Origin of the sequence: Paraburkholderia acidisoli, assembly GCF_009789675.1 — a bacterium.
Taxonomy (GTDB): Bacteria; Pseudomonadota; Gammaproteobacteria; order Burkholderiales; family Burkholderiaceae; genus Paraburkholderia; species Paraburkholderia acidisoli.
The window spans coordinates 1,494,328-1,513,066 of sequence record NZ_CP046913.1; the positions used below are offsets into that span (position 1 = coordinate 1,494,328).

Annotated in this window: 18 protein-coding genes and 2 pseudogenes; 12 read left to right on the plus strand and 8 right to left on the minus strand. The window is 64.9% G+C overall.

Annotation, left to right across the window (positions count from 1 at the left end; translation table 11 throughout):
• Positions 1-22 precede the first annotated feature (22 nt).
• Complete coding sequence (locus FAZ98_RS06460) at positions 23-1,108, plus strand: BMP family ABC transporter substrate-binding protein (protein WP_158949846.1); 1,086 nt, start codon at positions 23-25, stop codon at positions 1,106-1,108.
• A 149-nt stretch (positions 1,109-1,257) separates the two neighbouring features.
• On the opposite strand, the gene FAZ98_RS06465 is transcribed toward FAZ98_RS06460, so the two are convergent.
• Complete coding sequence (locus FAZ98_RS06465) at positions 1,258-1,467, minus strand: dodecin (RefSeq protein WP_158949848.1); 210 nt, start codon at positions 1,465-1,467, stop codon at positions 1,258-1,260.
• A 180-nt stretch (positions 1,468-1,647) separates the two neighbouring features.
• Here FAZ98_RS06465 and FAZ98_RS06470 point away from each other — a divergent pair, with 180 nt between their 5' ends.
• Together FAZ98_RS06470 and FAZ98_RS06475 are read left to right on the plus strand one after the other, a co-directional pair.
• Positions 1,648-2,538 (plus strand): NAD(P)-dependent oxidoreductase, encoded by an 891-nt coding sequence (locus tag FAZ98_RS06470; RefSeq protein ID WP_158949850.1) that lies wholly within the window; start codon positions 1,648-1,650, stop codon positions 2,536-2,538.
• Positions 2,539-2,953: 415 nt separating this feature from the next.
• On the plus strand, positions 2,954-4,546 hold the full coding sequence (locus FAZ98_RS06475; protein ID WP_158949852.1) for an ABC-F family ATPase: 1,593 nt from the start codon (positions 2,954-2,956) through the stop codon (positions 4,544-4,546).
• Positions 4,547-4,624: 78 nt separating this feature from the next.
• Here the strand turns inward: FAZ98_RS06475 and FAZ98_RS06480 are convergent, their stop codons facing one another.
• Complete coding sequence (locus tag FAZ98_RS06480; RefSeq protein ID WP_158949854.1) at positions 4,625-5,365, minus strand: PA3715 family protein; 741 nt, start codon at positions 5,363-5,365, stop codon at positions 4,625-4,627.
• A 225-nt stretch (positions 5,366-5,590) separates the two neighbouring features.
• On the opposite strand from FAZ98_RS06480, the gene FAZ98_RS06485 reads away from it, so the two are divergent.
• Together FAZ98_RS06485 and FAZ98_RS06490 are read left to right on the plus strand one after the other, a co-directional pair.
• Positions 5,591-6,781, plus strand: a complete 1,191-nt coding sequence (locus FAZ98_RS06485) for an NAD(P)H-dependent flavin oxidoreductase (protein WP_158949856.1) — start codon at positions 5,591-5,593, stop codon at positions 6,779-6,781.
• 91 nt (positions 6,782-6,872) lie between these two features.
• Positions 6,873-7,514, plus strand: a complete 642-nt coding sequence (locus tag FAZ98_RS06490) for an OmpW/AlkL family protein (RefSeq protein WP_158949858.1) — start codon at positions 6,873-6,875, stop codon at positions 7,512-7,514.
• 62 nt (positions 7,515-7,576) lie between these two features.
• On the opposite strand, the gene FAZ98_RS06495 is transcribed toward FAZ98_RS06490, so the two are convergent.
• Complete coding sequence (locus tag FAZ98_RS06495) at positions 7,577-7,780, minus strand: DUF1289 domain-containing protein (protein ID WP_158949860.1); 204 nt, start codon at positions 7,778-7,780, stop codon at positions 7,577-7,579.
• 603 nt (positions 7,781-8,383) lie between these two features.
• Here FAZ98_RS06495 and FAZ98_RS06500 point away from each other — a divergent pair.
• The 6 genes from FAZ98_RS06500 (at position 8,384) to FAZ98_RS06520 (ending at position 13,632) form a co-directional block, all read left to right on the plus strand.
• Positions 8,384-9,484, plus strand: a complete 1,101-nt coding sequence (locus tag FAZ98_RS06500) for a polyamine ABC transporter substrate-binding protein (protein WP_158949862.1) — start codon at positions 8,384-8,386, stop codon at positions 9,482-9,484.
• A 134-nt stretch (positions 9,485-9,618) separates the two neighbouring features.
• A complete protein-coding gene (locus tag FAZ98_RS06505) occupies positions 9,619-10,788 on the plus strand; it encodes an ABC transporter ATP-binding protein (RefSeq protein ID WP_158949864.1) in 1,170 nt (389 codons plus the stop codon).
• Positions 10,785-11,717: an ABC transporter permease subunit gene (locus tag FAZ98_RS06510; protein WP_158949866.1), complete on the plus strand. Its 933-nt coding sequence runs from the start codon at positions 10,785-10,787 to the stop codon at positions 11,715-11,717. The genes FAZ98_RS06505 and FAZ98_RS06510 overlap by 4 nt, the downstream gene beginning before the upstream one ends.
• On the plus strand, positions 11,714-12,532 hold the full coding sequence (locus FAZ98_RS06515; RefSeq protein ID WP_158949868.1) for an ABC transporter permease subunit: 819 nt from the start codon (positions 11,714-11,716) through the stop codon (positions 12,530-12,532). Before FAZ98_RS06510 ends, FAZ98_RS06515 begins: the two co-directional genes overlap by 4 nt.
• 160 nt (positions 12,533-12,692) lie before the next feature.
• Complete coding sequence (locus tag FAZ98_RS35925; protein WP_267904837.1) at positions 12,693-12,824, plus strand: hypothetical protein; 132 nt, start codon at positions 12,693-12,695, stop codon at positions 12,822-12,824.
• A gap of 22 nt (positions 12,825-12,846) precedes the next feature.
• A complete protein-coding gene (locus FAZ98_RS06520; protein WP_158949870.1) occupies positions 12,847-13,632 on the plus strand; it encodes a class I SAM-dependent methyltransferase in 786 nt (261 codons plus the stop codon).
• Between the two features lie 20 nt (positions 13,633-13,652).
• On the opposite strand, the gene FAZ98_RS06525 is transcribed toward FAZ98_RS06520, so the two are convergent.
• Entirely contained in the window at positions 13,653-15,119 is a 1,467-nt protein-coding gene (locus tag FAZ98_RS06525; RefSeq protein WP_158949872.1) for a flavin-containing monooxygenase, read from the minus strand.
• Positions 15,120-15,253: 134 nt separating this feature from the next.
• Positions 15,254-15,544 carry a hypothetical protein gene (locus FAZ98_RS36155; RefSeq protein ID WP_407672044.1) on the minus strand — a complete coding sequence of 97 codons (291 nt, stop codon included), beginning with the start codon at positions 15,542-15,544 and terminating at the stop codon, positions 15,254-15,256.
• 303 nt (positions 15,545-15,847) lie between these two features.
• Between FAZ98_RS36155 and FAZ98_RS36160 the strand changes: the two are divergent.
• A pseudogene (locus FAZ98_RS36160) lies at positions 15,848-16,032 on the plus strand (hypothetical protein); the annotation flags it as partial.
• A gap of 190 nt (positions 16,033-16,222) precedes the next feature.
• Here the strand turns inward: FAZ98_RS36160 and FAZ98_RS36165 are convergent.
• The 3 genes and pseudogenes from FAZ98_RS36165 to FAZ98_RS35570 all read right to left on the minus strand — a co-directional run.
• Positions 16,223-16,498, minus strand: a pseudogene (locus tag FAZ98_RS36165) (hypothetical protein); the annotation flags it as partial.
• Between the two features lie 45 nt (positions 16,499-16,543).
• On the minus strand, positions 16,544-17,224 hold the full coding sequence (locus FAZ98_RS06535) for a PspA/IM30 family protein (RefSeq protein ID WP_158949876.1): 681 nt from the start codon (positions 17,222-17,224) through the stop codon (positions 16,544-16,546).
• Between the two features lie 489 nt (positions 17,225-17,713).
• The gene (locus FAZ98_RS35570; RefSeq protein ID WP_233272678.1) at positions 17,714-18,349 is read right to left on the minus strand and encodes a hypothetical protein; all 636 of its coding nucleotides are present in this window, start codon (positions 18,347-18,349) and stop codon (positions 17,714-17,716) included.
• Between the last annotated feature and the right edge of the window lie 390 nt (positions 18,350-18,739).

Below are 18,739 nucleotides of genomic sequence, written 5' to 3' on the forward strand. Positions count from 1 at the left end.
TATTTACGACAGGAGATCCACGATGAAAAAAACCATCCTGACCGCTTTCGCCGTTGCCGCCGCGTGCGGCACGGCGGCGCTCGCGAGCACGGCGCAGGCCGCCGACGCGCCGGGCGTCGCGTTCGTCTACCTCGGCAATCCGGGCGATGCCGGCTGGACCTACGCGCACGATCAGGGCTCGAAGATGGCCGAGCAGAAGTTCGGCAACAAGATCAAGATCACGCGCGTGGAAAACGTGCCGGAATCGGCGGACTCAGAACGCGTGTTCCGCGATCTCGCGAGCAAGGGCAACAAGATCATCTTCGGTTCGAGCTTCGGTTATCAGGACTTCGAACTCAAGGTCGCCAAGGATTTCCCCGACACGGTCTTCCTGCACGCGACCGGCTACAAGAAGGCGCCGAACTTCGGCACCTATGACGTGCGCATGTATCAGGGCGCGTATCTCGCGGGCGTCGCGGCCGGTTATGCGACGAAGACGAACACGCTCGGCTTCGTGGCGTCGGTGCCGATTCCCGAAGTCGTGCGCAACATCAACGCCTACACGCTGGGCGCGCGCTCGGTGAATCCGAAGGTCCACACCAAGGTCATCTGGATCAACAGCTGGTTCGATCCGGGCAAGGAAAAGCAGGCCGCCGAAACGCTGATCGGGCAGGGCGCCGACGTGCTGCTGCAAAACACCGACTCGAGCGCCACGCTCGCCACCGCCGAAGAGAAGCACGTGCACGCGTTCGGCTGGGATTCGAACATGAAGAAGTTCGGTCCGCACGCGCACCTCGGCTCGGTGGAAGCGAACTGGGGCGTGTACTACACGGCCGTGATCCAGCAGGTGCTCGACGGCAAGTGGAAGAACGATCCCGTGTGGTGGGGCATTCCGCAGAAGGCCGTCGATCTCGGCGACGTGAACACCGCCGATCTCTCCGCCGACGCGCAGAAGGCCGTGGCCGCGAAGCGCGAAGCCATCGCGGGCGGCAAGTGGGACGTGTTCACGGGCCCGATCAAGGATCAGTCGGGCGCCGTCAAGGTGCCGGCCGGCAAGACGCTCACCGACCCGGAACTGCAGCGTCTGAACTGGTACGTGGAAGGCGTGGACGGCTCGCTGCCGAAGTAAGTTGACGTTGGGCCGATGCGCCGTTCAGTTGCGGCGCGCCGGCTTTCCTCCGACGATTTCAGCCGTCGGACGCAAAACGGCTGCGCGACCCTTGCGGGTTCGCGCAGCCGTTTCGTTTTGGCGGTCGCGCTCGAAGACGAGAAAACGCGTCAATCGTCGAGTCGCATGCCGACCTTGATCGTGACCTGCCAGAACGAGATCTGATCGTGCTCGATCAGCCCGCGCGTCTCCACGACCTCGAACCAGTGCAACTGACGCAGCGTTTTCGAGGCGCGGGCGATGGCGCAGCGAATGGCGTCGTCGCTGGACACCTTGGACGAGCCGGTGAGTTCGATCTGCTTGTAGACGTGGTCACTCATGACAGGGTCTCCGCGGGGGCGCGAGTGGGGCGCCCGACGAGGGAAACAGGCGCCAACGGAGTATAGATAGCGGATCAGAATGCCGACGCCTAGGTAAAGCAAACCCTGGCGTCGTGGCGTCGGTATCATGGCGGCGCGCGTGACGGCGCGCGCGGGCAACGACCACACAGGAGACGGGAGATGGACAGGCAGGCGCTGGGCTTTTGCGGACCGGGATTGATGGGCGCGCCGATGATCGGGCATTTGTTGCGCGCGGGTCACGCGGTGCAAGTCTGGAACCGCACGCCGGCCAAGGCCGAAGCGCTGGTTGCGGCAGGCGCCAGCGTCGCGCCGGCGCCACGCGCGCTCGCCGTGAACGCCGACGTGGTGCTGCTGTGCGTGGCCGACGCGGCCGCGGTGGAAGCGGTCGTGTTCGGCGAACAGGGGCTGCTCGGCGCGGGCGCGGCGGTACGCACACGTTGCATCGTCGATCATTCGAGCATTCCGCCCGACGTCACGCGTGCGCTCGCGCAACGCGCGGCGGCGCTGGGCGTGGCATGGGTCGATGCGCCGGTCTCGGGCGGCGTGGCGGGCGCGCAGAACGGCACGCTCGCGATCATGGCGGGCGGGGCGGCCGCCGACGTCGAAGCGGTGGCGCCCATCCTGAGCGCCTATGCGGCGCGCGTGACGCACATGGGCGCGGTGGGCGCGGGTCAGACCACCAAGCTCTGCAATCAGGCGATCGTCACGGCAACCGTATGTGCGATCGCCGAGGCGGTGAGCCTCGCGCGCCGCAGCGGCATCGACGCCGCCAAATTGCCCGAGGCGCTCGCGGGCGGCTGGGCCGACTCGACGCTATTGCGCACCTTCGTGCCGCGCATGACGCAGGACGGGCTCGAACCCATCGGCGCGCTCCGCACATTCCAGAAGGACGTGGAGACGATCGCGGCGGCCGCGGCCCAGACCGGCACGCCCATGCCCGTTTCGGGTGCGGTCCAGCAGATTTTGCGACTCGGCGCCGCAATGGGACTCGCCGACGCGGACTTTTCCGGTTTCGTCGAGATCCTGCAAACGCCGCGCGGCGGCGCCTGAACGGCCGGACGGGCGATAGGGCGGGCGTTCGGGCGAGAACTCGCCGCCACCGCGCCAGCTCGCGCGGTGTTTGGCACGCGTTTCGCATGCGTTTTCGCATCGTCGTCGTGATCGGCGACGTCGCCGGTATTCACATTGCCCACATTCGCGCGTGGCATGCTCGGCGGACGAGCGGCGCGCCGGCGCGATCCGCGCCCCTTTTTTCGGACACGGGACCGCCCGCGCACCGCGTGGGACGCACGCGCGATGCGCAACCGGCATTTCCGGCGCATTCGCCGGATATCGGGAGTCGCGGGGCGTCGCGTTGTCGCGAAAGCGCGTCGCCGTGGCCGCCTGACCAGCCCGCGCTCACGCGCTGTGCACCATAACCTGCTAAAATTACAGGTTTTTCGTCGATCTACTTTCGGGACGCGCTGTGCTCTCTACCGCCAACATCACCATGCAATTCGGGCCGAAGCCCTTGTTCGAGAACATCTCGGTCAAATTCGGCGAAGGCAACCGCTATGGCCTGATCGGCGCGAACGGTTGCGGCAAGTCCACGTTCATGAAAATCCTGGGCGGCGACCTCGAGCAAAGCTCGGGCAACGTCATCCTCGAACCGAACGTGCGTCTCGGCAAACTGCGCCAGGATCAGTTCGCCTACGAAGACGTGCGCGTGCTCGACGTCGTCATGATGGGCCACACCGAAATGTGGGCCGCAATGAGCGAGCGCGACGCGATCTACGCGAACCCCGAGGCCACCGACGACGACTACATGCACGCCGCCGAACTCGAGGCGAAATTCGCCGAGTACGACGGCTACACGGCCGAGGCGCGCGCGGGCGAACTGCTGCTCGGCATCGGCATCGACACGGAATTCCACAACGGCACGATGAGCGGCGTGGCGCCGGGCTGGAAGCTGCGCGTGCTGCTGGCACAGGCGCTGTTCTCGAAGCCGGACGTGCTCCTGCTCGACGAACCGACCAACAACCTCGACATCAACTCGATCCGTTGGCTGGAAGATGTTCTGAACGAGTACAACTCGACCATGATCATCATTTCCCACGATCGACACTTCCTGAACCAGGTCTGCACGCACATGGCGGACATGGACTACGGCACGCTCAAGGTCTATCCGGGCAACTACGACGACTACATGCTGGCGAGCACGCAGGCGCGCGAGCGCCAGCAGAACGCCAACGCCAAGGCGAAAGAACGCGTGGCGGACCTGCAAGACTTCGTGCGCCGCTTCTCGGCGAACAAGTCGAAGGCGCGTCAGGCCACCAGCCGTCTGAAGATGATCGACAAGATCAAGATCGAGGAATTCAAGCCGTCGTCGCGTCAGAACCCGTTCATCCGTTTCGAGTTCGAGAAGAAGCTGCACAACATCGTCGTGGTCGCGGACGAGATCACGAAGACCTACGAGCGCCGCATCTTCAACAAATTCACGATCAGCGTGCAGCCGGGCGAGCGTATCGCGATCATCGGCGAAAACGGCGCGGGCAAGACCACACTGCTGCGCTCGCTGCTGGGCAATGTCGCGGTCGATAACGGCTCGGTGAAGTGGGCCGAAAACGCGAGCATCGGCTATATGCCGCAGGACACGTACGAAGAGTTCCCGAGCGACGTCACGCTGATGGACTGGATCGACCAGTACCGCCAGGAAGGCGACGACGAGCAGTCCGTGCGCGGCACGCTCGGCCGCCTGCTGTTCAACGCCGACGACATCCGCAAGTCGGTCAAGGTACTGTCGGGCGGCGAGAAGGGCCGCATGATCTGGGGCAAGCTGATGCTCGGCCGCCACAACGTGCTGCTGATGGACGAGCCCACCAACCACATGGACATGGAATCGATCGAGTCGCTGCAGATCGCGCTGGAAAAGTTCGAAGGCACGCTGATCTTCGTTTCGCACGACCGCGAATTCGTGAACGGCCTCGCGAACCGCATTATCGAAGTGAAGACGGACGGCAAGATCAACGACTACAGCGGCAATTACGAAGACTTCCTGGCGAGCCAGGGTCTGCATTGAGTGTTGGCTGATTGCGGTAAATGAAACGGGCGACGCTAACCACGTCGCCCGTTTTTCATTATGTCGCGCAAACCAACGTCAATCGCTGTACTGCATGCCCTTCGGCACACCGTATTGCCCGTTGCGGTATCCGAGCGTGACGCTCACGCGCTTCGCGGGCTGATCCTTGCTTGCGCAATCGTCCTTGGTGGGCGTGTTGATCGTGTGCACCGACTTTTCCGTCACCTTGAGCGCCGCATAGCCGTCCTTGCCCGCCGGGCCGAGATCGAGCGTGCGCGTCGTGGCGTCGAAGCTGCCCGCGCAATTGCCGTCCCAGTCGCCCGTGGACTCGCTCATTACCAGACGGTCGAGTACGACGCGCAGGCTGCCGCCGTCGATCACGTACAGGCTCAACGCGGTCGCGTCGTAGGGGCTGACGCGCGACGACCCACCGTGCGACACGCGCACTCCGAATGCACGACTCGCGGGCGTGAGCTGGTAGCGCGCCGTGTCGAGCTCGAGCTTCTCGAAGCGCATCGCGTCGTACGTGATCGCCGCCGGCTGGAACCGATGCGCGACGATCGCGCCCGTCTTCGTGTCCGCGACGAGCACTTCGAGATCGTCGCTGCCCTGATCCTCGCTGTTGCCCTTTTGCGGCAGCGGCAGCGCCGCGATCGTGAGCGCCTCGTTCGCCGGCCAGACCTTGCAGGCCGCGTGTTCGGTGTCGAGCGTGCGGCCCGGATGCAGCTGCTGCGTCCATTGCGCGTAGTGGTCTTCGCAGCCCGCGTGCGCGAGCGCGGGAACGAGCAGGGCGGCGAGGCCAATGAGCGTGCGGTTCATGAACGCGAGAGCGAGTGGAGGAGCGCACGAGTATAAGCGCGCGACCGAAAGGCTTCGGCAAGGCGCCCCGCATTCGCAAATCCTTTTAATCGACGTGTTGATAAAAATCACGCAGTCTTAAACCCGCCGCGCCGCTGGGCAGTTGTCTTGAGAAAAGGCAAAAATTTCCGGCGATGGCAAGCGACCATTAGCGCTTTGTCATCGACTAAAGCCAGGCGGGTCACCATGTTTCCTACACACTCCTTCGCGCCACTCGAGATTCGCGGCCGTCAGCTGCTGCCCATCGTGCAAGGCGGCATGGGCGTTGGTATTTCGGCGCACCGGCTCGCGGGCAGCGTCGCGCGTGAGGGCGCGCTCGGCACCATCGCCAGCATCGACCTGCGTCATCATCACGCGGACCTCATGGAGATGTGCCGCGCCGATCCCTCGCACGACACGCTCGCCCGCGCGAACCTGATCGCGCTCGGCCGCGAGATCGCCGCGGCGCGCAAGGTCGCGGGCGGCAACGGCATGATCGCCGTGAACGTGATGAAGGCGGTGAACGCGCATGCCGACTACGTGCGCGCCGCCTGCGAGCACGGCGCCGACGCCATCGTCATGGGCGCGGGCCTGCCGCTCGATCTGCCCGACCTCACGGCGGGCGTGGATATCGCGCTCGTGCCCATACTCTCGGATGCGCGCGGCGTGGCGCTCGTGCTCAAGAAGTGGCTGAAGAAGGGCCGTTTGCCCGACGCCATCGTGATCGAGCATCCGGCGCACGCGGGCGGCCACCTGGGCGTGACCGACATCGCCGACATGGGCAACGAACGCTTCGAGTTCGCGAAGATCTTCGAAGAACTCGAAGGCGTCTACGCCTCGCTCGGCATCACGCGGCGCGACGTGCCGCTCGTGGTGGCGGGCGGCATCAACAGTCATGACGCGGTGCGCCAGTGGCTCGAAGCGGGCGCGAACGGCGTGCAGATCGGCACGCCGTTCGCGGTGACGGAAGAGGGCGACGCGCACCCCGACTTCAAGCGCGTGCTCGCCGGCGCGCAGCCGGAAGACATTGTCGAATTCGTGAGCGTTACCGGCTTGCCCGCGCGCGCCGTGAAAACGCCGTGGCTCGAGCGCTACTTGCGCAACGAGTCGCGCATCCGCCAGAAGATCGGCTCGCTCAAGCTCGCCTGCCCGACGAGCCTCGAATGTCTTTCCGCGTGCGGCCTGCGCGACGGCATCGAAAAGTTCGGGCACTTCTGCATCGACACGCGTCTGGCGGCAGCGTTGCGCGGCGACGTCGCCAATGGTCTCTTCTTCCGCGGCCGCGAAGCGTTGCCGTTCGGCAACGCCATACGCAGCGTGCGCGACCTGCTGGAACTGCTGCTCACCGGTGCTGCGCGACCGGCGGTCGCAGCGCGGGCGGCGTTCGCGCTCGCTTGATAAAACTCAATGCTGCGCCGCACCCCGTCTCTGACAATTTGCAGGTAGTCACAAAGCGTACAGAAGCGACCAACAGGAACGGGGAATTTCGATGCAAGTCATTACCAAAATCGCCGCTGCCGCGGCTCTTGCCATGGGCGCGGCCATGTTCGCGGCGCCGGCCAGCGCAGCCGGTTCGCCCGACTCGGGCATCTACGCGGGCGACTGGCTCGTGCGCCTGCGTGCCATCGACATCATGCCGGACGCGCGCTCGAGCGCCACGCTCAATACGCTCGGTACCAACGTGAACAACGCGCTCGTGCCCGAGCTGGACTTCACCTACATGGCGACGAACAACATTGGCGTGGAGCTGATTCTGGGCACGTCGCGCAACCAGGTCACCTCGAAGATCGGCGCGCTCGGCGGAGTTGGCGTGCTGCCCCCCACGCTGCTGCTGCAATACCACTTCAACAACGCGGGCAAAGTGCGGCCGTACGTGGGCGCGGGCCTGAACTACACGCTGTTCTACAACAACGGTCTGCACGCCGGCGGCGAGTCGGTGTCGATCAACAACCACAGCTTCGGTCCGGCGCTGCAGTTCGGTATCGACTTTCAGGTCACGAAGCGCGTGTTCGTGAACGCGGATATCAAGAAGATCTGGATGCACACCGACGCGTCGCTCGGGGGAACGCCGCTCGGTACGCTGCATATCGATCCGCTCGTGGTGGGTCTCGGCGTCGGCATGAAATTCTGAGCGCCGCTTGACCTCTTCTGAAACGCCGGCGCTGTCCGGCGTTTTTTATTGCCGGGAAGCGCTCAGGCGCCGTCTTTCTGGAACCGCATGGCCGTGCCTTCGCGCTGGATGCGGTCCCAGACGGCCTGTTTTTCCTCGTCGCTCAGAAACACCCAGTTGGACACTTCCATCGCGGTGCGGCCGCAGCCTTTGCAGATGTCGTCGAAGAGCGTCGAGCAAACGCCGATGCACGGGCTGTCGGGGAGTTCGTGAAGATTGGATGCCATCGGAAAGCCTTGGGGCGGGATGCCGGCATGCCGCGCGGCGAGCGGGCGGTAGCGGCGAAAGCAGGAACAAAAGCGCAGCGAAACCCCGCTATGTTAACTCAAACGCTGCCGATGCCCGCCGATACCCCTCGACACCCAGCGACCTACCGTTGACACCGCATCGACCCCGCATCGGCAACCCGCTGTCCCCACGGGCGCAGTCCATGCCCGAAAGAAAGCCGGCTGCAAGCTATGCGCAATAACTTGCCGCGTTCGCAAGGGCTGCGCCGATCGTGCCGCGCGGCGATGAAGCGGCCCGGGCCAGGAAAGCGGTCGAACCGATGCGCCGTTCCAACGGTTTTTTATGGACACGGGCCCGGAAACGGCTAAAATTGCGCGCGATTTACCGTCGACGCGCAACCCGCCGGAGTCGCGCGCGGCACGTGTTTCAGACGTGTTCCGTTTGCGCGACACAGCGGCGCGACACAGCGGCGTTTTTTTTGTCGGGTAGCGGGTTTGATGGTAGGTTCGGTAAATTCTGGGGGTCGCGCACGGGCGCGGCATCGAGCGCGGTATCAAGCGAGGCAGGCGTCCGGCTGGGGCCGGAAAGGATCGGAGAACGGAATGAAGAAAGGGGTGGTGGCGCAACTGGCCGTGGTCGCGCTGTGCGCGGCGCCGTGGCTGTCGTCGGTGGCGAAAGACACGCAGCTGAACGTGTACAACTGGTCCGATTACATCGCCAAAGACACGATTCCGAACTTCACGAAGCAAACCGGCATCAACGTCAAGTACGACAACTACGACAGCGACGACACGCTGCAGGCCAAGCTGCTCGCGGGCAATTCGGGCTACGACATCGTCGTGCCCACCAGCAACTACGCGGGCAAGCAGATCGCCGCCAATATCTTCGCGCCGCTCGACAAGTCGAAGATCCCTAATCTCAAGTATCTCGATCCGCAACTGATGGCGCTGGTCGCCGGCGCGGACCCGGGCAACAAGTACGCGGTGCCCTGGGCCTACGGCACCACGGGTCTTGCCTACAACGTCACCAAGGCGCAGCAGATCCTCGGCAAGAACGTGCCGCTGGATAACTGGGACATCCTTTTCAAGCCCGAGAACATCTCGAAGCTGAAGGCTTGCGGCGTTTCCGTGCTCGACGCGCCGGACCAGATGTTCGCGGCGGCGCTGCACTACATCGGCAAGGATCCGCTTTCGACGAATCCGGACGACTATCGCGCCGCGCTCGCGATGATGAAGAAGATCCGCCCGTACATCACGCAGTTCAACTCGTCGGGCTATATCAACGACATGGTTGGCGGCGACGTCTGCTTCGCGTACGGCTGGTCGGGCGACGTCGTGATCGCCAAGCATCGCGCGATCGAGGCGAAGAAGCCGTACAAGATCGAGTACTACATCCCGAAGGGCGGCGCGCCGATCTGGTTCGACGTGATGGTGATTCCGAAGGACGCGCAGCACAAGGACGCGGCCGAACAGTGGATCAACTACATCGAAACGCCGCAGGTCCACGCCGCGATCACCAACGCCGTGTACTACCCGAGCGCGAACGCCGAAGCACGCAAGTACGTGGACAAGGACATCGCCAACGATCCGGCCGTGTATCCGTCGCCGGAAGTGCTCAAGACGCTGTTCCTGCTCAAGCCGCTGCCGCCGGAAATCCAGCGCTTGCAAACGCGTCTGTGGACCGAGTTCAAGTCGGGCCGCTGATGTGACCCACGAGGCGAGGCGCGGCCGGCAAGGCGCGGGCGCGCCGCCTGAGCGTTTTACCCGAGCCCTCGGCATGCCGCCGGGGGCTTTGTTCGTCAACACCCGACCAGCAACAAGGCAGGGCAGAGAGAATCATGAGTGACCAGTCGAGCGTGCCGGCAGCAGCCGGTGCGTCGCCTTCGGGCTTCGCCGCGGCCAGTAGCGCCGATTCCGCCGCGGACAACTTCGTGCAGGTTGTCGACGTCGTCAAGAAGTTTGGCGAGACGACGGCCGTCAAGGGCGTCAATCTTTCGGTAAAAAAGGGCGAGCTGTTCGCGCTGCTCGGCAGTTCGGGCTGCGGCAAGTCCACCTTGCTGCGCATGCTCGCGGGCCTCGAAACCGTCACGTCGGGCAAGATCCTGATCGACGGTGAGGACCTCGCCGCGCTGCCGCCGTATCGCCGTCCGGTCAACATGATGTTCCAGTCGTATGCGCTCTTTCCGCACATGACGGTCGAGTCGAACGTCGGTTTCGGGCTGCGTCAGGAAGGCGTGAAGAAAGCCGAGTTGCAGGAGCGCGTGGCCAATGCGCTCGAACTCGTGCAGATGTCGCGGTTCGCGAAGCGCAAGCCGCATCAGCTTTCGGGCGGTCAGCAGCAGCGCGTGGCGCTCGCGCGCTCGCTCGTGAAGCGCCCGAAGCTGCTGTTGCTCGACGAGCCGATGTCGGCGCTCGACAAGCAGATTCGCCAGCGCACACAGATCGAACTCGTCAACATCCTCGATAAAGTGGGCGTTACCTGCATCATGGTCACGCACGATCAGGAAGAGGCGATGACGATGGCGGGGCGCCTCGCCGTGATGAGCGAAGGCCAGATCGTGCAGCTCGGCACGCCCAACGAAGTCTACGAATATCCGAACAGCCGTTTTTCGGCGGAATTCATCGGCTCGACGAACCTGTTCGACGGCAACGTGGTGGAAGACGAGCCCGATCACGTGTTCGTGGAGTCGCCGGATCTGCCCGTGCGCCTCTACGTGAACCACGGCATCACCGGGCCGCTCGGCATGCCCGTGACGATCTCGGTGCGCCCCGAGCGCATCGCGCTCACGCGCAAGCCGCCCGAAGGCACCTTCAACTGGGGCCGCGGCATCGTCAAGAACATCGCTTACATGGGCGGCTATTCGCTCTATCACGTGAAGCTCGACTCGGGCAAAACCGTGGTCGCGAACATGTCGAGCCTCGCGCTCTCCGAGATCGACTCGCCCACCTGGGAAGACGAGGTCTACGTGCGCTGGAGCGCCTCGGCCGGGGTGGTGCTGACGTCATGACCGGCACGCTCAGGAATCTCCTGCACTGGCCGGTCAAGCGCTTCAATCTGACCGGCCGCACGGCGGTGGTGGCGGGGCCGTTCTTCTGGCTGCTGCTGTTCTTCCTCGTGCCGTTCATCCTGGTGGTGAAGATCAGCTTCGCCGACCAGCAGCTCGGCATTCCGCCGTACACGGAACTCACCTCGTTCGCCGATGGCGTCCTGCACGTCGCGCTCGATTTTTCGCACTACGCGTTTCTGTTCCAGGACAGCCTGTACTTCGCGACCTACGTGAATTCGGTGGTCGTGGCGGGCATCTCGACGCTGCTGTGCCTGCTCATCGGTTACCCGATGGCGTATTACATCGCGCGCTCGAATCCGGCCTCGCGCAACATCCTCATGATGGCCGTGATGCTGCCGTTCTGGACCTCGTTCCTGATTCGCGTGTATGCGTGGATCGGCATTCTCAAGAACAACGGACTCCTGAACAACTTCCTGATGTCGATCGGCATCATCCATTCGCCGCTGGAGCTGTATCACACGAATACGGCGGTTTATATCGGCATGGTGTATTCGTATTTGCCGTTCCTCGTGATGCCGCTCTACGCGCATCTCGTGAAGATGGACCTCACGCTGCTCGAAGCCGCCTACGATCTGGGCGCGAAACCGTGGCGCGCGTTCCTCGAGATCACGCTGCCGCTCTCGAAGAACGGCATCATCGCGGGCTGCCTGCTGGTGTTCATTCCGGCGGTGGGCGAGTACGTGATTCCCGAGCTGCTCGGCGGCGCGAATACGCTGATGATCGGCCGCGTCATGTGGAACGAGTTCTTCGACAATGCCGACTGGCCGATGGCCTCCGCCGTGACCTGCGCGATGGTGTTGCTGCTGCTCGTGCCGATGGCGCTGTTCCAGCACTTCCAGGCGAAGGAACTGGAGGAGCGCGGCAAATGAAACCGAATCCCGTATTGCGCTGGATCGCGCTCGGCCTCGGCTTCGCGTTCCTCTATATCCCCATCGTCAGCCTGATCGTCTATTCGTTCAACGAGTCGCAGCTCGTCACGGTGTGGACGCGCTTTTCCACGCGCTGGTACGCCGCGCTGCTGCAGGACGACGAACTCATCGCCGCCGCGTGGCTTTCGCTGCGCGTCGCGCTGATGACGGCGTTCGCCTCCGTCATCATCGGCACGTGGGCGGGCTTCGTGCTCGCGCGCATGGGCAATTTCCGCGGCTTCACGCTCTACACGGGCATGATCAACGCGCCGCTCGTGATTCCCGAAGTGATCCAGGGCATTTCGCTCCTGCTGCTGTTCGTGGAAATGGGCAAGCTGCTCGGCTGGCCCGCGGGGCGCGGTGTTTTCACGATCTGGATCGGCCACGTCATGCTCTGCATCTCGTACGTCGCCATCATCGTGCAGTCGCGCGTGCGCGAACTGAACCCGTCGCTCGAAGAGGCCGCGCTCGATCTCGGCGCGACGCCGTTCAAGGTGTTCTTCCAGATCACGCTGCCGCTCATCTCGCAGGCGCTCGCGGCCGGCTGGCTGCTGTCGTTCACGCTGTCGATCGACGACCTCGTGCTCTCGGCGTTTCTCTCGGGGCCCGGCTCGACCACGCTGCCGCTCGTGGTGTTCTCGCGCGTGCGTCTCGGCCTGAATCCGGAGATGAACGCGCTCGCCACGCTCTTTATCGCCGTGGTGACGGTGGGCGTGATCGTCGGCAATTACTTCATGCAGCGCGCCGAGCGCAAACGCATGCAGATGGCGGTCTGAGCCCTCGGACGCCAGCCTTGGCCGGATACGGCGCGCGGACCGCAACGGTTCGCGCGCCGTTTTTGCATCCGGGGCCGCTTTCGCGCCGCCAGGGCGCCGCACGTTATGATCGGGGCTCAGGGACGCTGTCAGAGCGGCGTGACACAGCCGCGGAATTCACATGATCGAAGCATTTTTGGGCCAGGCCACGCCAGCCGTGCTCTGGCAGCAACTGATCCAGCTCTGGGAGCTGATCGTGATGGTGTGCCGTTTCCTCTGGGGACTGCTGATGCTCCTCGGCGGCGGCTCGTAGCAGCACGTGACGAGGGCGAACGATGATCGACGATTCCACCCGGCGCTTCACCAACCGGGTCGCAGACTACGTGAAATTCCGTCCCGCCTATCCGCGTGAAGTGGCGACCTTCGCGCAGGTGGAACTGGGCGTCGCGCCGGGCGCGGCGGTGGCCGATATCGGCGCGGGCACGGGGCTTTCCACGAAGCTCTTTCTCGATGCCGGTCATCCGGTCACGGCCGTCGAGCCGAACGCCGCCATGCGCGAAGCCGCCGATGCGTTTCTCGCCGCTTACGCGCAGGACGGGCGTTATCGCAGCGTTGCGGGCACGGCCGAAGCCACGACGCTCGCCGAGTCCAGCGTGGACCTCGTGAGCGCCGCGCAGGCGTTTCACTGGTTCCGCAAGGACGAGACGCGGCGCGAGTTCGCGCGCATCCTCAAGCCGCGCGGCAAGATCGTGCTGTTCTGGAACAGCCGTCTGCTCGAGGGCTCCGCGTTTCTGGAGGGCTACGAAGCGCTGCTGCAGCGGTTTTGCGCCGATTACGCCCAGGTTGCCGAAACCTATCCCGACGCCGCGGCAATGGCGCACTGGTTCGGCGAAGGCTTCGAGCACCAGACGGTGTTTCCGAACGCGCAGTTACTCGATTTCGACGGCCTGAGCGGGCGGCTGATGTCGTCGTCGTATGCGCCGCAACCCGGCGACGCGCGCCACGCACCCATGCTCGCCGCGCTGCGCGAACTGTTCGATACGACCCAGCAGGACGGCCGCGTGAACTTCGCCTATGAAACGCGCGTGTATGCGGGGCGGCCGGTGCGCGCCGGAACGTAGCCGCGTGCGAGTGCGCGGCCTTATCGCGTGAACGTGTAGTCGCTGCGCCGCACGCGTCGCGTGAGACGGCGAAACGCGAACGTGAAACCGGGCCACAGGGCCGTGTTCTTGCCGGCCTGCGTGAGGTAATAGCTGCGGCAGCCCGACTGCCACACGGTGCGCGCGAAGCGCGTTTGCAGGCGCGCGTTCCACTCGCGTTGCGTGTCCGGGCGCACCTGCATCGTGCGCGCGCCTTCGCGTTGCAGCGTGCGAATGCAGTCGGCGATATAGCGAATGTGCGACTCGATCATGAAGACCATCGAGTTGTGCCCGAGCGCCGTATTCGGTCCGATCACGAAGAAGAGGTTGGGGAAGCCCGCGACGCTCGCGCCGAGATAGGCCTCGGGGCCGTCGCGGCGCCACGTTGCGCCGAGATCGCGCCCGCCCGTGCCCGTGACTTCGAACGGCGCGTCCACGTCGTTGACCTCGAAGCCCGTGCCGCAAATGATCGCGTCGAAGGCGCGATGCACCCCGTCGGCCGTGACGATGCCGTCGGCGACGATCTCGCGTATCGGGCCCGTCACCAGCGCGACGTTCGGCTTCGCGAGTGCCGGGTAGTAGTCGCTCGACAGCAGCACGCGCTTGCAGCCCAGCGCGTAGCCGGGCGTGAGCCGCGCGCGCAGCGCGGCGTCCTTCACCTTGTGCGCGAGATAACTGCGCGCGAATTTCGTCGGCGCTTTCAGGAGGCGCGGTTCGACCGCGAAGCCGAGCACGCGCGATTCCAGTTGCCAGTAAATCGCGGCGCGCGCGGCCCGCTGCGCGAACGGCAAATGTCGATACAGCCAGCGGGCGCGCTCGCCGATCGCGTGGTCGCGGCGCGGCATGATCCACGGCGGCGTGCGTTGAAACACGGCGAGTTGCGACACCCGTGGCTGGATTTGCGGCACGAACTGGATCGCGCTCGCGCCGGTGCCGATCACGGCCACGCGCTTGCCGTCGAGCGCGTAACCGTGGTTCCAGCGCGCCGAATGAAAGCGCTCGCCTTCGAAGCGATCGAGGCCCGGAATGGACGGCCACGCCGGACGCGACAGCGGTCCGTTCGCGGCGATCACGATGTCGGCTTCGAGGGTAGCGAGCGCGCCGTCGCGTTCGATTTCGACTTGCCAGACGCAGCATGCTTCGTCGAAACGCGCCGCGCGCACGCGCGAACGAAACGCGATAAAGCGCTCGACGTCGTATTTGCGCGCGCAATGGCGCAAGTAGTCGAGAATCTCGCGTTGCGGCGCGTAGGTGCGCGTCCAGCCCGGATTCGGCTCGAACGAAAACGAATAGAGGTGCGAAGGAATATCGCAGGCCGCGCCGGGATAGGCGTTATCGCGCCAGGTGCCGCCGAGGCTCGCGGCGGCTTCGTAGAGCGTGAACGACTCGATGCCCATGCGGCGCAGCGCGATGGCCATGCCGATGCCCGAAAAGCCGCTGCCGATAATGGCGATGCGTGGAGTGGCCATGAGGGCGTCCGTCGTGTTTCGGATGTTGCCGGCCGGGGTGGCCGGCCGATGTTTTCAGCGCCAGGTCGAGCGCCGATGCAAAACGGGCTCCCAGCGGGAGCCCGTCGTGTTGGCGGTAACGCGGCGTGCCGTGCTTACGAGTTGCTCCAGTCGTCGGAACTGTCGTTGCTGCCGAGATCCATGCCGCCGCCCGAGTTGTCGTCCCAGCCCGTGCCCTGGCCGAGATCGATACCGTTGCCGCCGTCGTCGCGCGGAAGCCGGCGGCCTTCGTCGTCGACATAAACATCGCGCTCGATCACGCGGTCGCGGCCCGAGTTCAGCGCCTCGCCGAGCAGCACGCCCGTGAGCAGGCCGCCCATGCCACCCATCATGCCGCCACCGCCTTGCTGAACGATGACTTGCGGCGGTTGCTGCGGCTGCTGCACCGGCGGATATTGCGGCTGACGCCCGAACGCGGCGTCGGCTTCACGCGCGTAGCTGGAATTGCTGCCGTAGTCCAGGCCGGGGGCCGGTTGCGCGTTCGGGTCGGGACGGCCTTCGGCGCGCGCCTTGAGGCTCGCGAACTGGCGTTCGAGATCCTCGATCTCGTAGGGCGGCCGCGGGTTCGTGCTGTTCGACAGCGTTTCGACCATCGTGCGCAACTGCGCTTCGAGGCCTTCCACTTCTTTTTGGAGCGCTTCGTGACCAGGCGCCGTGGAAAGCCGCACGTCGAGCTTGAGCGAGCGCACGCCGTTGAGCAGTTCCGTGGCGCGTTTCAGCTGATCGCGACGATCGTCGCCGGCCTTGGCGTCTTCCGTCGATTTCGCGCGGCGCAGCGTCCAGCGCAGCACGAGCGCGACGCCGATCACGACGATGGCGAGACCGATCCACAAGCCCATGCCCGGGCCATGGCGCTGCGGCGCGACGGGCGCCGCCATGGCGGCCGTTTGCTGCTGCGCGAACGGATTGCCCGTGCGGCTCGGGGTGGTGGTGTTCACGCGCGCGGCGTCGGCGCGCAGTTTCGCTTCGACCTGCGCGAAGCGCTGCGGCTGCGTGAAGCGCACTTGCGGGTCGAGGGCCTTGGCCTTTTCGACATGCGTGACGGCGTCGGCATAACGGCCTTCGCGATTGAGCACCTGCGCGTAGAGATAGTGCGCGCGAGCGCTGTCGGGATGCGCCTGCAGGACTTCGGTCAGTTCGGAGTCGGCGCGTTGCCAGTCGCTTTGCGACATCGCGGCGTCGATCTGCTGCAGGCTCGGCACGGCGAACGCCACGCCGCTCGCTGCGGTGAGCGAAACGGCAAGCGCGACGCCGGCGGCGGCGAGAAACTTTTTCATGTTGCAGGCCGGGCGGATTGACGCCCGTCTCCATGGCATTCGATACGGGGATGCGGCGTGCATGATCGCAAGCACGGCGCATGCCGCGCCGCATCCGGCACTCCGGCGTTACTGCGCCGGCGTGTTCAACTGCTTCTTGAGCGCTTCGAGGCGCTCGTCCACGGACGGACCCTTGTTGAGCGCCGCGAGCTTGTCGTCGAGCGCCTTGCCGCTCGAGGTATCGGCGGAATTCAGGCGCGCGTCGGAGCGGGCGTTCGACAGGTTGACCTTGTCTTCGAGCTTGTCGAAATCGGCCGACAGATTCTTGCCGCCGATACCGCCGAGCGCCGTGGCCGCCACGTCCTTCGCCTGGGCGATCTGCTGCTTCGCCTGCAGGATGTTCGAACGCGCGTTGAGGTCGTTGCGGCGCGCGCGCATGTCGTCGATCTGCTGCTTGAGCTGGTCGACCGACGGTTCGAGCTTCGCGAGTTCGGCCGCGAGCGCGTCGCGCTCGGCTTCGGCCGTTTGCTGCGCGCCGAGCGCTTCGCGGGCGAGGGCTTCGTCGCCCGATTGCAGCGCGCGCTTCGCGCCGTCTTCGTACTTCTTCGCCTTGTCGGCGGCCACGTCACGCTTGCTTTGCTGCGTGGCGACCTGTGCCTGGATTTCGACGAGCGAGTTCTCGGCGCGGCCGATGCTGTCGTCGAGCTCGCGCACGATCTGGCGCGCGTCGCGCGACGGGTCCTGGACCGAGTCGGCGGCGTCGTTGAGCAGGCCCTTGACCGTGCGGGAGATGGAGTCGAAAAGCGACATGGATTCCTCCGGTGAATTGAGATCGGCTCCTGTGAGCCGAGGTGCGTGCATGCGACGTTCGCTTCACGGCGACGCGTGCCGGAGAGGGCGTTCGGTCTCGAACGATTCCCAGCTTACGCCGCTTTGCGCTCGTCGCGCATGCAGCGCGCAAATCGGGGCGAGTGCCGCGATTGCAAGAGCCAGAAGGCCAGGCAAGCGCGGATTTTCGCATTCGTGCGTTTCTCGCAATGACGCTGGCTGTGCGGGTCGAAACCGCCTCAGACACGGCTGTCATCGCTCGCGGATATTACACCACGGGCCGTCTTAAAAGGGACTTAAAGGGATGCCGCTCAGCGGCCGCACGCAAGCCGCGCTGAAGGGCGCTGACGCCGATTCGTCGTGGCCTTGCGCACTTTCTCGCAGCGCTCCGCGCGTACGCTCGCGCGGCTAGTTTGCACGATGCCTGTGACGGTTGTCGGGTCACCTTCGATTGCGACAGCGCGTGCCGCGTCAGGCGAATTTGCCGCCTTCGGGTGCCGTGTCGTCGAGGCGCGCGTCGTCGCCGCGCGCCTCGAGCATTTCGCGGCGGCGGTTCAGAAAACCGCCAGTGCGCAACTGCTGCTGCGGCACAGGATTCGATGGGGATGGCTCGGACCGGTCGACGGCGAAGGGCACGTCTGGCAATGCGGGCCGCAACGCGTTTTGCGCATTCGCTTCGACATTCGCTTCCGCTTCGGCCTCGGCGTTCAAACGTCCGACCGCCTGGGCGATCTCGCGCGCGGCGTCGTGTGCGCGAGCTTCGTCGACGATAAGTTCGGCGGAGGCTCCGACCTCCGAAGCCGGCGCCGGGTTCGGCGCGGTATCGTCAAGCTCGGGGATCGCCGCCGCGGGCCGCGCCAAACGTCCCGCGCGCAGCGGCTTCGACGCCTTCGCGAGCACTTGCGCGAGCGCGTCGGGCTGACGCGGCGCGTTGAGCCGATCGACGATGCTTGCCGCCTTGACCTGATCGCTCGTCGCGCTGAATGCGATCACGGCGCGCCGCATCAGTTCGCTGAGACTGATGCCGAGTTCCTCGGCGGTGGCGGAAATGGCGCGTTTCTGTGCGGGCGTGACGAAGACGACGATGCGTTCGCTGGGCTTGTTCATGATCGGCGCGCCGACAAGCGGCTTTCATACTGCGAGTAGGTCGGGCCTGTCTGCGTCGACAAAAGAAAAATGAAAGCTTTCTCGCAATTTTTCCCGATTTGTCTGACAGGGGCGGCAGCAGATCTTTCATCATAAAGCCGGTACGGGGATGCGCAACCGAAAGCTGAGGTTCGATGCGGCGTTTCCACGCAACGATCTGCCAAAATCGATTCTGCGCGCGATACATGACCGTTTGCATGCCGCTCGCTACGAAACTTTCCGCGCATAAAGTTCCCGTTCACGCAAGGCTATGCCGCGAATCGCTAAAAAAACGGGCGCGATGGCGTGTAACGGAAACTCTTACAAAAAAAGCGCGACCCCAAGACCCTGAATTCTTTAGAATGCGCTGTT